Origin of the sequence: Affinundibacterium seohonense (assembly GCF_014284305.1) — a bacterium.
GTDB lineage: Bacteria > Pseudomonadota > Gammaproteobacteria > Burkholderiales > Burkholderiaceae_D > Undibacterium > Undibacterium seohonense.
In genome coordinates, this window is sequence record NZ_JACOFW010000033.1 from 21,338 (window position 1) to 36,943 (window position 15,606).

The 15,606-nt window shown below is 46.3% G+C and carries 16 protein-coding genes and 1 riboswitch; of the genes, 9 read left to right on the plus strand and 7 right to left on the minus strand.

The annotated features are described in order from the left end of the window. Positions 1-11 precede the first annotated feature (11 nt). The 6 genes from H8K52_RS18980 to metF all read left to right on the plus strand — a co-directional run bounded on the left by H8K52_RS18980 (position 12) and on the right by metF (position 6,529). Entirely contained in the window at positions 12-809 is a 798-nt protein-coding gene (locus H8K52_RS18980; RefSeq protein ID WP_186924492.1) for a BPSS1780 family membrane protein, read from the plus strand. Positions 810-1,010: 201 nt separating this feature from the next. Next, complete coding sequence (locus tag H8K52_RS18985) at positions 1,011-2,993, plus strand: monovalent cation:proton antiporter family protein (protein ID WP_186924493.1); 1,983 nt, start codon at positions 1,011-1,013, stop codon at positions 2,991-2,993. 8 nt (positions 2,994-3,001) lie between these two features. Continuing rightward, the gene (locus tag H8K52_RS18990; protein ID WP_186924494.1) at positions 3,002-3,544 is read left to right on the plus strand and encodes an adenine phosphoribosyltransferase; all 543 of its coding nucleotides are present in this window, start codon (positions 3,002-3,004) and stop codon (positions 3,542-3,544) included. Between the two features lie 87 nt (positions 3,545-3,631). Further along, a riboswitch (S-adenosyl-L-homocysteine riboswitch) is annotated at positions 3,632-3,762 on the plus strand. 39 nt (positions 3,763-3,801) lie between these two features. Then, complete coding sequence (ahcY, locus tag H8K52_RS18995) at positions 3,802-5,208, plus strand: adenosylhomocysteinase (protein ID WP_186924495.1); 1,407 nt, start codon at positions 3,802-3,804, stop codon at positions 5,206-5,208. Positions 5,209-5,361: 153 nt separating this feature from the next. Continuing rightward, complete coding sequence (locus H8K52_RS19000; RefSeq protein WP_186924496.1) at positions 5,362-5,715, plus strand: phage holin family protein; 354 nt, start codon at positions 5,362-5,364, stop codon at positions 5,713-5,715. Then, positions 5,702-6,529 carry a methylenetetrahydrofolate reductase [NAD(P)H] gene (metF, locus tag H8K52_RS19005; RefSeq protein WP_186924497.1) on the plus strand — a complete coding sequence of 276 codons (828 nt, stop codon included), beginning with the start codon at positions 5,702-5,704 and terminating at the stop codon, positions 6,527-6,529. The genes H8K52_RS19000 and metF overlap by 14 nt, the downstream gene beginning before the upstream one ends. A 98-nt stretch (positions 6,530-6,627) precedes the next feature. On the opposite strand, the gene trpC is transcribed toward metF, so the two are convergent. From trpC to rpe, 6 genes are all read right to left on the minus strand, one after another. Then, on the minus strand, positions 6,628-7,428 hold the full coding sequence (trpC, locus tag H8K52_RS19010; protein ID WP_186924498.1) for an indole-3-glycerol phosphate synthase TrpC: 801 nt from the start codon (positions 7,426-7,428) through the stop codon (positions 6,628-6,630). Between the two features lie 86 nt (positions 7,429-7,514). Beyond that, positions 7,515-8,546 (minus strand): anthranilate phosphoribosyltransferase, encoded by a 1,032-nt coding sequence (gene trpD / locus H8K52_RS19015; RefSeq protein ID WP_186924499.1) that lies wholly within the window; start codon positions 8,544-8,546, stop codon positions 7,515-7,517. A gap of 1 nt (position 8,547) precedes the next feature. Continuing rightward, positions 8,548-9,114: an anthranilate synthase component II gene (locus H8K52_RS19020; protein WP_186924500.1), complete on the minus strand. Its 567-nt coding sequence runs from the start codon at positions 9,112-9,114 to the stop codon at positions 8,548-8,550. Next, a complete protein-coding gene (gene trpE, locus H8K52_RS19025; protein WP_186924501.1) occupies positions 9,115-10,611 on the minus strand; it encodes an anthranilate synthase component I in 1,497 nt (498 codons plus the stop codon). Between the two features lie 317 nt (positions 10,612-10,928). After that, on the minus strand, positions 10,929-11,636 hold the full coding sequence (locus H8K52_RS19030) for a phosphoglycolate phosphatase (RefSeq protein ID WP_186924502.1): 708 nt from the start codon (positions 11,634-11,636) through the stop codon (positions 10,929-10,931). A 331-nt stretch (positions 11,637-11,967) separates the two neighbouring features. Continuing rightward, a complete protein-coding gene (gene rpe, locus H8K52_RS19035; protein WP_186924503.1) occupies positions 11,968-12,636 on the minus strand; it encodes a ribulose-phosphate 3-epimerase in 669 nt (222 codons plus the stop codon). A gap of 194 nt (positions 12,637-12,830) precedes the next feature. On the opposite strand from rpe, the gene apaG reads away from it, so the two are divergent. Next, positions 12,831-13,205, plus strand: coding sequence for a Co2+/Mg2+ efflux protein ApaG (gene apaG, locus H8K52_RS19040; protein WP_186924504.1), 375 nt, complete (start codon positions 12,831-12,833; stop codon positions 13,203-13,205). A 23-nt stretch (positions 13,206-13,228) separates the two neighbouring features. Here the strand turns inward: apaG and H8K52_RS21665 are convergent, their stop codons facing one another. Further along, positions 13,229-13,360: a hypothetical protein gene (locus H8K52_RS21665; protein WP_281387992.1), complete on the minus strand. Its 132-nt coding sequence runs from the start codon at positions 13,358-13,360 to the stop codon at positions 13,229-13,231. A 12-nt stretch (positions 13,361-13,372) separates the two neighbouring features. On the opposite strand from H8K52_RS21665, the gene mltA reads away from it, so the two are divergent. After that, positions 13,373-14,611, plus strand: coding sequence for a murein transglycosylase A (gene mltA, locus H8K52_RS19045; RefSeq protein WP_246464699.1), 1,239 nt, complete (start codon positions 13,373-13,375; stop codon positions 14,609-14,611). Between the two features lie 32 nt (positions 14,612-14,643). Beyond that, a complete protein-coding gene (locus tag H8K52_RS19050; protein WP_186924505.1) occupies positions 14,644-15,420 on the plus strand; it encodes an enoyl-CoA hydratase in 777 nt (258 codons plus the stop codon). Positions 15,421-15,606 lie beyond the last annotated feature (186 nt).

Here is a 15,606-nt window from a genome sequence, read left to right on the forward strand (position 1 = left end):
AAAGCCTAAATATGAATGTGAACCCTGATCAGCCAGAAAGTAATTTTCCGAACATGAGTAACTTGGTGTCGGAGGTTCCGCAACAGCCAAAATACAGTCCCGACGGCAATGTCGTCGATGCGGGCAAAGCTACCTCTTGGTATGGCTACGGCTTTGATCAATTCAAGGCAAATGCTGGGGTTTGGATCGGGATGGTGGTGGTATTGTTTGTCATCACGCTTGTGCTTAACGTTATCCCTGGAATTGGCACTTTTGTTTCTAACCTACTCATGCCAGCGTTTTTTGGCGGATTGATGTTGGCGTGCCAAGCTCATCGTGAATCGAAGCCGGTGACTTTTGAATTTTTGTTTGCCGGATTTAAAGATAAGTTTGGCGCATTGGCCTTACTCGGTTTATTTTGGATGATTGGTGTTTTAGTCGTTTCGATGGTTGCGGGGTTTTTTGCAGTGGCGGTATTCGGTGGTGCAATTGCAACTGGTGCGGTTCTTGGAAGCGCGGGTATGATGGGTTTGGGCTTTAGTGCGTTGATTGGTTTTGTTCTACTTGCGATGTTAATTGCGATACCGTTGGCAATGGCGATTTGGTTTGCTCCAGCCTTGGTTGTTTTTCATAATGTCGCACCAATCGATGCATTGATTTTGAGTTTGAAGGTGAGCTTGAAGAATTGGGCTGCGTTTTTATTGTTCTTTGTGTTGTATATCGTTTTCGCGATTTTGGCGTCGATTCCTTTAGCACTTGGTTGGCTAGTATTAGGTCCCGTATTAGTTGGTGCAATTTACGCAGCTTACCGCGATATCTTCCTAAGTTAAGTAGCGCAACTATTGAGCTTAAATTAGTAGACGAAACGAATATTGATTCTAGAATTGGTTTGCATGAAAAAACGCGGAAACGATTTCGTTCCGCGTTTTTTTATTGTTGTGTGTTTTTCTCCTCGTGATTATGAAGTGCTTTCGTCGTTTTCTCTCAAGTGAAGATGCTTATGGCTCGAATAATCGGTAATAATAACCAACATGAACGCACTTGATACGACTTTACTTTTGTTAAGCAGCGCTGTGTTGGGCGTGGTGGCCTTGCGACTGTTGAATTTGCCACCGATGCTCGGTTATCTTGTCGTCGGCATTGTGATCGGCCCACACGCGTTAGCGTGGGCGCAGGAGAGTTCAACAACCCATTTATTGGCCGAGTTTGGCGTTGTGTTTTTGATGTTTTCAATTGGACTTGAATTTTCCTTACCCAAATTGATTTCTATGCGAAGGGCAGTGTTTGGCCTCGGTATGGCGCAAGTGGTGAGTACGATTGCTTTGGCGATGCTGATGTGTTTTGGTGCTGCGATGGTGTTGCCAGAATACTTTGCAATCAGCTGGGAAGCTGCCTTTGCGATTGGCGGCGCATTATCGATGTCGTCGACCGCGATTGTGTCCAAAATGCTGACGGAGAAATTAGAGCTAGAAAGCCCGCATGGCAGACAGATTATCAGTATCTTGTTATTTCAAGATCTTGCAGTCGTCCCCCTGTTGATCTTGGTACCAGCGCTGGCGGCAGACTCGGATAATCTCAGCATGAGTTTGTTGACCGCGGCAGGCAAAGCCACCGTGGTTTTGTTTTTACTCTTTTTTGTTGGCAAAAGAGTTGTACGAGAATGGTTTGCGATCGTGGTGCGTCGTCGCTCGCAAGAATTGTTTATGTTGAATCTGCTGTTGTTCACTTTGGGCGCTGCATGGTTAACAGAAAAAGCCGGTCTGTCTTTAGCACTGGGTGCGTTTGTCGCAGGGATGTTGATTTCTGAAACCGAGTACAAGCATCAGGTTGAAGAAGACATTAAATCCTTTCGTGATGTCTTGTTAGGTCTGTTCTTTATTACTGTCGGCATGCTGCTTAATTTGCAGCTGGTCTTGGATTATGGTTGGATAATCTTGTTGTTATTGGTTGGTCCTGTGGCTTTCAAATTTGGACTGATTTTTTTACTCGCCCGACTATTTTCCTGTCCGACCAGTGTCGCTCTTCGTACTGGCCTCGGTTTAGCGCAGGCAGGTGAATTCGGATTTGTATTATTGAATCAAGCTGGCGGTCTCAATTTGATCGATCCGATGCTATTGCAACTGATCTTGGCTTCGATGGTGTTATCCATGTTGATTTCACCGTTTATTTTGGCAAAGTCGGATTGGATCGTGTTGAAATTATCGTCGAATGAATGGATGATGCAATCCTTAGCATTGACGCAAATCGCTGCACGTACAATGAAGGTGAAGAAACATGTGATTATCGCTGGCTTTGGACGTAGTGGCCAAAGCTTGGCGAAGTTGCTGTCGGATGAAAACATTGATTATCATGCACTCGATCTCGATCCTGACCGCATAAACGAAGCGCAAAAGGCAGGGGCGAATGTCTCTTATGGTGACGCTGGTCGTCGTGAGAGTTTAACTGCAGCGGGGATTAATCGTGCTGCAGCTTTGGTAATTACTTATACCAATACACCATCCGCGCTAAAAATTTTGCACTTAGTGCACGAACTCAATCCGAGTTTGCCAGTCGTTGTGCGCAGTCATGACGATACTGATCTTGAAAAATTGCGAGCTGCTGGGGCGACTGAAGTGGTTCCCGATTTAATGGAAGGTAGCCTAATGCTCGCTTCGCACGCCTTGGTTTTGTTAGGCGTGCCTTTAAGACGCGTGGTGCATACAGTCCAGATGGCACGTGACGCGCGCTATGAATCTTTACGCGGTTTTTTTCACGGTGCTAGTGATGTCGTCGATGATGCGGAAAATTTGCAATTGCGTTTGCATACCGTAGTGTTGAGTGAGCGCAGTAAAATGATTGGTAAAACGATTGATAACTTATCTTTGACCGAGTTAGCGGTTGATGTGACAGCCGTTCGACGTGGCAAAAATAGAATAAACGCAGAGAGCGATTTGGTACTGCAAGTCGGTGATGTAATTGTTTTACGTGGTACTGCTGAGGGTGTCGCGCGCGCCGAACAAAGATTATTAAAATAGGAAAGTAGATGATTAATTCAAACGAGTTTATTAAACAACATATTCGTACGGTGCCAGATTGGCCGCAGGTGGGCGTGCAGTTTCGTGATATCACAACGCTTTTGCAAGACCCCAAAGTATTTCGAGTGTTGATTGATATCTTTTTAGCGCGTTATGCGGACGCTAAATTGGATTTGGTAGCGGGTATGGACGCACGTGGATTTATTCTCGGTTCGGTAGTTGCGTATGAACTGAACATTGGATTTGTCCCGATTCGTAAAAAAGGCAAGTTGCCTTTCACGACGGTTTCCGAGAGCTATGAATTGGAATATGGAAGTGCAACAGTCGAGTTGCATACGGATGCGTGTAAAGCAGGAGACCGGGTCTTGCTCATAGACGATTTGATTGCGACTGGCGGCACGATGATGGCCGGAAAGAAACTCTTGGAGCGGCTAGGGGCGACCGTTGTTGAAGGTGCTGTGATTGTCGATTTGCCAGAACTAGGCGGATCGAAACTGATTGAGGACAGTGGTTTACCGCTATTTAAAGTATGCGATTTTGCCGGACACTAGGTTTTTTTGATGGACTAATTGCTTAAAATTTAAGCATAAATTTTTTGAGCCGATCACAATCCTTGGAGAATTGCGTTATACTTCGATTTCTCCAAGGAGCGCTGCGACAGAATTTTCGTTTTATCTTTCTGATGAAACCAACTGCCAGGCTTGGATTAGACGAGTGGATTGTTAGGTAATCCTAAAAAACACACTCACAGCAACTGCGCTCACGTTACTTTTTTCACTAGAAAGGAGGGCGTGAGAACGCCACCATCATGACATCTCAAACTACACAAGATTTCCACGTCGCTGACTTAAGCTTGGCCGATTGGGGTCGCAAAGAAATTCAAATCGCAGAAACAGAAATGCCAGGCTTGATGGCAATTCGTGAAGAATTCGCTGCCAGCCAGCCTTTGAAAGGCGCGCGCATCACTGGCTCATTGCACATGACCATTCAGACGGCAGTGCTGATCGAAACATTGAACGCACTCGGTGCACAAGTACGTTGGGCATCTTGCAATATCTATTCAACACAAGATCACGCTGCTGCTGCAATCGCTGCTGGCGGTACGCCGGTGTTCGCATTCAAGGGTGAAAACCTCGACGAATATTGGGAATTTACGCATCGCATTTTCGATTGGAAAGACGGCGGTTACTCGAATATGATTTTGGATGACGGCGGCGATGCAACCTTGTTGCTGCATCTTGGCACACGTGCTGAATCCGATATCTCTGTGTTGAATAATCCAGGTTCGGAAGAAGAAACTTGCCTGTTCAATTCCATCAAAAAACACTTAGCAATTGACGCGACTTGGTACTCTAAGCGCTTAGCTGCAATCAAAGGTGTGACCGAAGAAACTACAACTGGCGTGCATCGTTTGTACCAAATGCATAAAGAAGGCAAGTTGGCTTTCCCAGCGATCAATGTCAACGATTCCGTAACAAAATCCAAGTTCGATAACTTGTATGGTTGCCGCGAATCCTTAGTCGATGGCATCAAGCGCGCAACTGACGTCATGATTGCAGGTAAAGTCGCCGTCATCGCTGGTTACGGTGATGTAGGTAAGGGCTCTGCGCAAGCAATGCGCGCTTTGTCAGCACAAGTTTGGGTCACAGAAATCGATCCAATTTGCGCATTGCAAGCAGCGATGGAAGGCTATCGCGTTGTGACGATGGATTACGCTTGCGAGCACGGCGATATCTTCGTGACGACGACGGGTAACTATCATGTAATTTCACATGAGCACATGTTGAAGATGAAGGATCAAGCGATCGTTTGTAACATCGGTCACTTCGACAATGAAATCGACGTTGCAGCACTCAAACAATACAAGTGGGACAACATCAAGCCACAAGTGGATCACGTGATTTTCCCAAGTGGCCGTCGTATTATTTTGTTAGCTGAAGGTCGTTTGGTCAATCTGGGTTGCGGTACAGGCCATCCTTCTTACGTCATGAGTTCGTCTTTCGCTAATCAAACGATTGCGCAAATCGAATTGTTCTGCAACACGGATAAATATCCAGTTGGTGTTTATACTTTACCGAAACATCTCGACGAAAAAGTCGCGCGTTTGCAATTGAAAAAACTCAATGCACAATTGAGTGAACTGACGGAAGAGCAAGCGAACTATATCGGCGTGAAAAAAGAAGGTCCGTATAAGCCAGAGCACTATCGCTACTAAGACGCGCCATAAATCCAATTACTGGGCGCATACCTTTGTCGTGAATACTCGCAATATTGACATATTGCTGCGTTTCACTTCGCGGTCTGCATCTCAGTAATTGAATTTCTGTCGGTCTTAGCTTTTCAAATTTGTAAAAACTTTGGAGATACCATGCGCTTACTTGCTACCTGGTTAATCAACGCACTTGCGCTATTAGCGCTGCCGTATTTGCTCAGCTCGATCACGATAGATAGTTTCACGACGGCTCTGTTGGTTGCTGTGGTTTTGGGTTTCGTGAATACCGTGATCCGCCCTATCTTATTAATCCTTACTTTACCTGTGACTGTCTTAAGTCTGGGTTTGTTTATTTTTGTGATTAATGGACTGATGTTTTGGGCGGTCGCCAGCATGTTTGATGGCTTTCATGTTGCGGGTTTTTGGTCAGCCTTTTTCGGAGCTTTGTTGTATAGCGTGATCTCATGGACACTCTCCACCTTACTCCTAACAAAAAATGAATCCACATAATTTTAGTATTGAATTCTTTCCGCCAAAGACGGAAGAAGGAACCGAGAAATTACGGGTGACGCGCAGCAAGTTGGCGGAGTTAAATCCCAAGTATTTTTCTGTTACGTTTGGCGCTGGTGGCACGACGCAACAGGGGACGCTAGATACTGTTGTTGAAATTCGCAAAGAAGGTTTTGATGCCGCACCACATCTCTCATGTGTTGGTGGTACCCGCGATTCGATTCGTCAAATTCTCAAAACGTATAAAGAGCAAGACATTCACCGCTTAGTAGCATTGCGTGGCGATTTGCCAAGCGGTTACGGTATGGGGGGCGAGTTCCGTTATGCAAATGAATTAGTCGAATTTATTCGTGCAGAAACGGGTGATTGGTTCCACATCGAAGTGGCAGCCTATCCAGAGATGCATCCGCAGGCAAAATCACCTCAAGATGATTTGCAAAATTTTGTACGCAAAGTGAAAGCGGGTGCGAACGCCGCCATCACGCAATATTTCTATAATGCTGATGCCTATTTTCAATTCGTAGAAAATGCGCAAAAAGCTGGTGTGAACGTACCTATCGTCGCGGGCATTATGCCGATTACAAACAGCAGTCAGCTCATGCGTTTCTCTGAAATGTGTGGTGCAGAAATTCCTCGTTGGGTGCGTTTAAAATTAGCGAGTTATGGTGACGACAGCGCATCCATTAAAGCTTTTGGTTTAGATGTAGTCACGCAAATGTGTGAACGCTTATTGGCTGGCGGCGCACCGGGTTTGCATTTTTACTCGCTCAATCAAGCAGCAGCGACTACGGCGATTTGGAATAGATTGGTGTGATTCATGTCGCATTAGAAGAGTCTATGGCACGCTGAGTAGAGATAGAAAAGCCACGCTATTTGCCGTGGCTTTTTTACGAATGTGAAATTAATTGATGCTTAGAAAAACAGCTTTTCAAGTTCCGTCCCCGGTTCATCCGCTCGCATAAAAGCTTCGCCTACCAAAAAGCCATGTACCTGTGCATCACGCATACGTTGCACATCAGCCTTGTTCATGATGCCAGATTCGGTGATAACCAATTTTTCATGTGAAATGCGTGGAAGTAAGCCAAGCGTCGTATCTAGTGTGACATCAAAGGTTCGCAAATTACGGTTGTTGATGCCGAGTAGATTCGTTTTCAGCTTTAAGGCGGCATCGAGTTCTTCACCGTTATGCACTTCGACCAATACGCCCATGCCGAGTTCGTGGGCGCAGGCTTCGAGTTCTGCCATCAGACCATGATCGAGTGCTGCGACGATCAGCAAAATACAATCCGCACCCCAACTTCTGGCTTGATACACTTGATAGGGATCGATCATGAAGTCTTTGCGTAAAACAGGCAAAGTACATGCAGCGCGTGCTTGCTGCAAATAGATAGGTGCGCCTTGAAAAAATACTTCGTCGGTTAATACGGATAGACAAGCAGCGCCATGTTGGGCGTAACTTGCCGCGATCTCTGCGGGATGAAAATTCTCGCGAATCACACCTTTAGAGGGTGAAGCTTTTTTGATTTCTGCAATCACCGCTGCCTTGCCTATGGCAATTTTGTTGCGCAGGCTCACTTCAAATCCGCGTAATGCTTGTTGCACTTCTTTGTTGCTTTCTACATCAGCACGCAAGCTGGTGTAGCTTTGTACTTTCTTGTCGCGTGCGACTTCTTCTACTTTGACTTCGAGAATTTTATTGAGTATGTCTGACATCGGATTTCCTGAATCTAATTTGCTTGAGAGGCACTTAATTCCTTGAAACGTAGGGCGAGTTGTAACCCGCCTGCGTTCGAACTATTTTATTTTCCCAGCTGGTTCGTGACTTCTACCAATTGATTTAACTTCGACAAAGCCGCGCCAGACGCAATGGCTGCTTGCGCTTTCTTCACGCCATCAGCAATCGAATCGGCAATCCCTGCGCCATACAAAGCAGCGCCTGCATTTAAGCTGACGATATCGGTCGCTGGTCCGGGCACATTATTCAATACATCGAGAATGCGTGCTTTGGATTCTTCTGCGCCAGATACTTTCAAGCTGCGATTCGAAACCATCTGCAAACCAAAATCTTCAGGATGAATATCGTATTCGCGGATTTCACCATTCACTAATTCGCCGACCATGGTTGGTGCACCGAGTGACACTTCATCCATATTGTCGCGTCCCCAGACGACGATCGCATGTTGCGCACCTAAGCGTTGCAAGACGCGTACTTGAATACCGACCAAATCAGGATGAAACACACCCATCAAAATATTTGGTGCCCCAGCAGGATTCGTCAGCGGACCCAGAATATTAAAAATCGTACGCACACCAAGTTCACGGCGTACTGGTGCAGCATGTTTCATCGCTGCGTGATGATTTGGTGCGAACATGAAACCGATGTTGGTTTGCGCGATGGATTGCGCAATCTGTTCTGGTTGTAAATTGATATTTACGCCCAGCGATTCGAGCACGTCGGCGCTACCAGATGAAGAGGAAACGCTGCGGCCACCATGCTTAGCGACACGCGCTCCAGCAGCAGCGGTAACGAACATCGATGCGGTAGAAATATTAAAGGTATGCGCGCCATCACCACCAGTGCCAACGATATCAATCAAATTCTTGGTATTCGCCATCGGCACTTTGGTCGAAAACTCGCGCATGACTTGTGCCGCTGCGGTGATTTCGCCTATGCTTTCTTTCTTGACGCGTAGACCCATGGTGAGCGCTGCAATCATGATCGGCGACATTTCTCCACCCATGATTTTGCGGAATAGCGACAACATCTCATCGTGGAAAATTTCGCGATGTTCAATGAGGCGAGTTAAAGCTTCTTGCTGTGAGATCGTCATTTTATTTTCCCAATAAAAAATTCTTTAATAATGCGTGACCGTGCTCAGATAAAATTGATTCAGGATGAAATTGCACGCCCTGCAAATCAAAAGTTTTGTGGCGCACACCCATGATTTCGCCATCTTCCGTCCAAGCAGTGACCTCCAAACAATCGGGCAAACTTGAGCGTTCAATTGCCAGCGAGTGATAACGAGTGATTGTGTAGGGACTAGGTAAATCGCTGAACACACCAACGCCAGTATGGGCAATCGGCGAAGTCTTACCATGCATAACTTCTTTAGCGCGAATGACTTTGCCGCCAAAGGCTTCGGCGATACTCTGATGGCCGAGACAAACGCCGAGAATAGGAATCTCACCAGCAAAGCGCTTGAGCACAGGCACAGAAATTCCCGCTTCCAAAGGTGTGCAAGGGCCAGGAGAAATGCAAATGCGATCAGGCTTCATCGCCTCGATTTCTTCCCGCGTAATTTCATCATTACGATACGTGCGAACTTCCTCACCCAATTCAGCAAAATATTGCACGAGGTTGTAAGTGAAGGAATCGTAGTTGTCTATCATTAGTAGCATTTAAATCTCTCCGTCTAATCCATCTTGTACTTGTTCTGCTGCTCTGAGCATTGCACGCGCTTTGTTTTCTGTTTCTTGCCATTCCATTTCAGGAATCGAATCGGCAACTACCCCTGCTGCAGCTTGTACGTACAACATGCCGTCTTTTAATACACCTGTGCGAATCGCAATCGCCAAATCCATCTCGCCACCAAACGATAAATATCCGCAGGCTCCGCCATAGATGCCACGTTTGACGGGCTCGAGTTCGTCGATTAATTCCATTGCGCGAACTTTCGGTGCGCCAGACAAAGTGCCGGCAGGGAAGGTGGCTTTGAGTACATCCAAGTTAGACATATTCGGTCGCAATAAGCCTTCCACATTGGATACGATATGCTGTACGTGGGAATACTTTTCGATCACCATCTTTTCGGTCAGTTTGACACTGCCAGTTTGGGCAATGCGGCCGATATCGTTGCGCGCTAAGTCGATCAACATCACGTGTTCGGCAATCTCTTTTGGATCTGCCAATAACTCAACCGCGAGTTCTTCGTCACGTTCTGGCGTCGCGCCACGTGGGCGTGTTCCTGCTAAAGGACGTATCGTGACTTTTTTATTGCCATCGCTGAGTTGCTCGTTGCGCACTAAAATTTCCGGTGAAGCACCAATGATGTGCATGTCACCGAAATTGTAGAAGTACATGTACGGCGAAGGATTGATCGAACGCAGTGCACGATATAAAGACAACGGCGAATCGACATAAGGTTTCTTGATGCGCTGACCGATCTGTACCTGCATCAAATCGCCCGCCATAATGTATTCCTTGGCTTTCAGCACCGCTTTCAAATAATCTTCTTTAGCGAAATCGCGTATCGCTTCGGTACGCACTGATGCTGAGGTGATAGGAACATCAACACTACGGCGCAACATCGCTCGTAAATCTTTCAAACGTTGGCGCGCTTTGCTCCAGGCTTCCGGCTGTGTTGGATCGGCATAAACGATCAAATACAATTTGCCAGAGACATTGTCGATCACGGCAAGTTCTTCTGTGAGTAGGAGTTGAATGTCAGGTAAACCGAGATCATCTTTTGGTGTGGTTTTTTCTAAACGCTTTTCCACATAACGCACGGCATCATAGCCAAAGTAACCAGCGAGCCCACCGCAGAAACGTGGCAAGCCAGGGCGCAAGGCCACGCGGAAACGGGACTGATATTCAGCGATGAAATCTAAAGGATTGCCTTCATGCGTTTCTATGACTTGTGCGTTCTTGATGACTTCGGTTTGAAAGCCAGTGGAGCGAACTACGGTGGATGCTGGTAAGCCGATGAAGGAATAACGGCCGAAGCGTTCACCGCCTTTGACAGACTCCAGCAGAAAGCTATTTTTGCCGCCATTGGTGGCTTGCGCCAATTTCAGGTAGAGCGTGAGTGGTGTCTCCAGATCGGCAAAGGCTTCAGCGATCATCGGGATACGATTGTAGCCTTGTGCGGCCAAGGATTTAAATTCGAGTTCAGTCATGATGTATGTGCGTTAAATGTGTTTGGCCTCCGAGTCCACATACGATCAGCGCCAGACGTCAGGAATGCAGACGCGACTAGCTCCAAAATGTGAAATCAAAAGGTCGAAACGGTACAGCGAAAACTTACAGAATCTTGTCAAAGATGACGAGAGATGAAAAAACGTCGTTGGCGCGAATCAGGGTTTGGATAAAACTCAGACACACAGACGAAAGCGCCCACACTGGTCAGGTAGATTGCCAGCGTCGCCATAGCCAGGCCTCAAAAGTGCCTGGAGTAGTTGATGGACGTTTCTTATCGAGGAACATTCTAATTTTGTTAGAAGCTTGATGAATTGGTTAATGTTTTTTTACTGACTAGAAAATGAGCAGCAGCCAATAAGGTTTCGACTATACCATCACTTTCAATGGTTTGTACAGCCTCGCCGTGATTGTAGCCATACGGCACTGTCAGCACTGGACAGCCCGCAGCGCGCGCTGCTTTGGCGTCGTTCGATGAATCTCCAATCGCGACCACCTGTGCTGGTGCCAAGTGAAAATCGAGGCAAACTTGTAACAGCGGTAAAGGATCAGGTTTTTTGCGCGCCAAAGAATCGCCACCATACACGATCTCAAAAAAAACGCTCAGGCCTTTTTTAGCGAGCAACGGTGTAGTGAAAGCGATGGGTTTATTCGTCACACAAGCCAGACGCAATCCTTGTGCTTTGAGTGCTTGCAGGCCTTCAATGACATCGGGATATAAAGTGCTGTTGTCACCATTGATCGCCAGATAGTGCTTTTGGTAGCTCGCCATTGCTTGTTCAAAATGTTGTTCAACTTGCGCTGGTTCGAAATCTGTTGATAGCACACGATGGATGAGATTTTCTGAGCCTTTGCCGACGAAATTGGTGATGGTGACGATGTCTAATGGCTGTAGTGAAAATTCTGCACGCATGCGATTGATTGCGACTAAAAAGTCAGGCGCGGTGTCTAGCATGGTGCCGTCTAGGTCGATGATGGCGGCTTGGATGTCTTGGAATTTTGGCATGTTGCGAATTGGACTAACTATTTTGGGGGCTTTTTATTGATTGAACGAGCTCTGTTTTAAATGCACTTACAGGACATTTTGTAGCTGCTGCCTATCTTGCTTTTCCATGCGTCAGTCGTGTCTTTTTCTGCACTCATATTTTTTCCAACCTTAGCGCATTTCTTTATACAACTTTCAAATGTCTCAGGAGGCCCTGCGTACAAACTCGCCCCAATATAGGTAAAACTAATTAGGAGGAACAATAAAATGAGTATGATCTTGCTGCGAGTGCTTATTCTTTCTTCTTCCATTTTAGCTCCCCGGTGGTTGTTTTCTTAATTGCTGATTTGAATTAACTCACTAAAGCCAACTCACCCCGCATAGCATCAATCACAGCCTTATAATCAGGCTTACCAAAAATCGCAGATCCAGCAACAAAAGTATCCGCACCTGCTGCAGCGATTTCACGAATATTGTCGACTTTCACCCCGCCATCCACTTGCAACATAATGTCACGACCAGATTCATCAATTAATTTGCGCACGGCAGCGATTTTTTTCAAAGTATGGGGAATGAAAGACTGTCCGCCAAAACCAGGATTGACTGACATCAGCAATATCAAATCCAGTTTGTTCATTACATGTTCCAATACATGCAAAGGCGTCGCCGGATTAAACACCAAACCTGCTTTGCAGCCGTGATCGCGAATTAATTGCAGGCTGCGATCGATGTGTTCAGAACCTTCTGGGTGAAAGCTGATGATATTGGCACCCGCTTTGGCAAAATCAGGAATGATGCGATCGACTGGTTTGACCATCAAATGCACATCGATCGGCACTTGTACGTGTGGACGAATCGCTTCGCAGACCAAAGGGCCTATCGTCAAATTCGGCACATAGTGATTATCCATGACGTCAAAATGGATCATGTTCGCACCTGCGGCAACGACGTTACGAACTTCCTCGCCCAGACGAGCGAAGTCAGCGGAGAGAATACTGGGAGCGATGCGATAGGTTGTCATATTGAAATCTCGATTTAGCTGGCAAAAGAAAGTTTTGACATGGAAAAGTCTTGAAACCCTTATTTTACTCCTGCGAAGATTGCTGTGCTCTTGTAAGATGCACGCTTCTAGGGTTTTCTGTCATTAGAGCGCTAGGTGTTCAATGCGTATTTGATCTGGTTTCCCGCATTTTTCATTGATTTGGGTGAGGTTTTATGTCTAAGTATGAATTTAAAGTGTCGGTCGTGACACAGTATCTGGAAGAGCAATCGAATCCGGATCAAGCGCATTTTGTATTCGCTTATACGATTACGATAAAAAACACAGGTGATATTCCGGCGCAGCTGATTTCACGCCATTGGATTATTACCGATGCAAATAATAAAGTGCACGAGGTGCAGGGGCTGGGGGTTGTCGGGCATCAACCTTTACTCAAGCCCGGCGAGGCCTTTGAATATACTAGCGGAAGTTCTTTGGAAACACCGCACGGCACGATGAAAGGGACTTATTTCTGTGTCGCGGAAGACGCTCATAAGTTTGATTCCTTAATTCCCGAATTCGTCTTATCTTTGCCGCGTACTTTGCATTGAAAACGAAGCAGCTTGGGTTTGCGCTACTTTTGGTCTGTTTCCTTGGTTTTTTTCGTGTTTTTATCGGAGGGTTTTCTCCCTGAAAACATGGTCCACCAAACGATAAAAGCGAACAAGAAAAACGCACCCAAGGCTTCGACTGCTAATAACCACATATTTAATCCTTTATGAATTCTTTGTTTGATCAAAAGCGCATTCTAGCAGCATCGCTGATGTTGACTTTGGTGGCATGTGCAACACCGCCAAAACCACAGCCAGTAGAACCACGGCCCGTCACACCACCTGTCGTAACGACTGTGCCACCGACGACTCCTCCCACTTTGGCGCCTAAGTTGGCACCGATTACGAATTACACTCAGGCCTACAAATTAAGTTCTTACGCCGAATTACCAGGTTGGGGCAATGACGACTTGCGTGAAGCTTGGCCGGCGTTTCTTAACTCCTGCTCAGCTTTGAAGAATAAATCAGAATGGAAAGAGGTTTGCAGTAAGCTCAAAAATGTCGATGCTAAAGATTCGGCGTCGATACGCGGATTTTTTGAAATGCATTTTTTGCCCTACCAAGTGCAGCATCTAGATGGTGCACTTGATGGTATGGTGACCGGCTATTACGAACCTTTGTTAAAAGGTTCGCGTACAAGAAATGGTGTGTTTCAAACGGCCTTATATGCGGCGCCTAGTGATTTGCTGACGATTGATCTCGGGAGTGTCTATCCTGATTTGAAAAATATGCGTTTGCGCGGGCGCTTAGTCGGCAATAAAGTCGTTCCTTATGCTTCACGCGCGGAAATCTTGCCTTTTCTTGCGGGAAAGGAACTGGTTTGGGTTGATGATCCTATCGATGCCTTCTTCTTGCAGATCCAAGGCTCTGGTCGTGTGCAGTTGAATGAGACGGGCGAGGTTGTGCGAGTTGCCTATGCTGATCAAAATGGACATCCCTATAAATCGATCGGTCGTTATTTGGTCGACAAGGGGGAGTTGACTTTGGATCAGGCGTCGGCGCAAGGGATTAAAGCTTGGATTGCAAAAAATCTGGCGCGTCAGGAGGAATTGTTAAATGCTAATCCTAGTGTCGTATTCTTTAAAGAAGAAAAATTGCTTGATCCTAGCATAGGTCCAAAAGGCGCATTGGGTGTTCCCTTGGTGCCACAAAGATCGATTGCCGTTGATCCAACGCAACTGCCGTTAGGTGCTCCCGTATTTTTGTCGACTACAATGCCACTTAGCAGTAATCCACTGCAAAGACTCATGATGGCACAAGATACTGGCGGTGCAATTCGCGGCGCGGTGCGCGCTGATTTTTTCTGGGGCTTTGGTCGTGAGCCGGGTGAATTGGCTGGACGCATGAAGCAGCGTGGATCAATGTGGCTGTTGTTGCCTAAGACTTTTGAAACTAAGAATAATTAATTTACATATTCGTTAATTTATTGGAGTAAATAATGGAATACCAAAACATTATCGTAGAAACCAAAGACAAAGTTGGTGTGATTACTTTAAATCGTCCGAAAGCTTTGAATGCGTTAAATGATCAATTGATGGATGAATTGGGTCATGCCTTATTCGCTTTCGATCAAGATGAGAATATTGGTTGTATGGTGATCAATGGCAGTGAAAAAGCCTTCGCGGCGGGTGCTGATATAGCGGCGATGGTTGACTACAACTATATGGATGCCTATAACGGCAATTATGTGACTAAGAACTGGGAGCACATTTTGCGTGTGCGTAAACCAGTGATTGCAGCAGTGGCTGGCTATGCACTCGGCGGTGGTTGTGAGTTGACGATGATGTGTGATTTCATTATTGCTGCTGATAATGCGAAATTCGGACAGCCAGAAATTAAGTTGGCAACGCTGCCAGGTTGTGGCGGCACTCAGCGCTTGCCTCGTGCCATTTCTAAATCTAAGGCGATGGATTTGTGTTTAACCGCGCGCTTGATGGATGCGAATGAAGCAGAACGTGCTGGTTTGGTATCACGTGTTGTGCCTTTAGATAAATTAATGGAAGAGGCTTTAGCTGCGGCGACGACCATTGCGTCTATGTCTTTACCAGTAGTAATGATGATTAAGGATGCGGTGAATCGTTCATTTGAATCAGGCCTTACTGAGGGCGTGCATTATGAGCGTCGTTTATTCCATGCAAGTTTCGGTACGCATGATCAGCGCGAGGGTATGCGCGCGTTCTTGGAAAAACGCCCAGCTAATTTTCAGAATAAGTAATTACACTCCTGTTATAGCTATGCAGTTTTGACTTACAAAGCGCTCCGCTTGCGGAGCGCCAGACTGCTGACAAACCCCAAAAGGCCTCGCCAAGTGCGAGGCCTTTTGGTTTAATAGCGGCATGCTAAAAACACCCACACCTTTCCAACACGAATTAGAAATGGTCACCTTGGAACAACTGGTTCC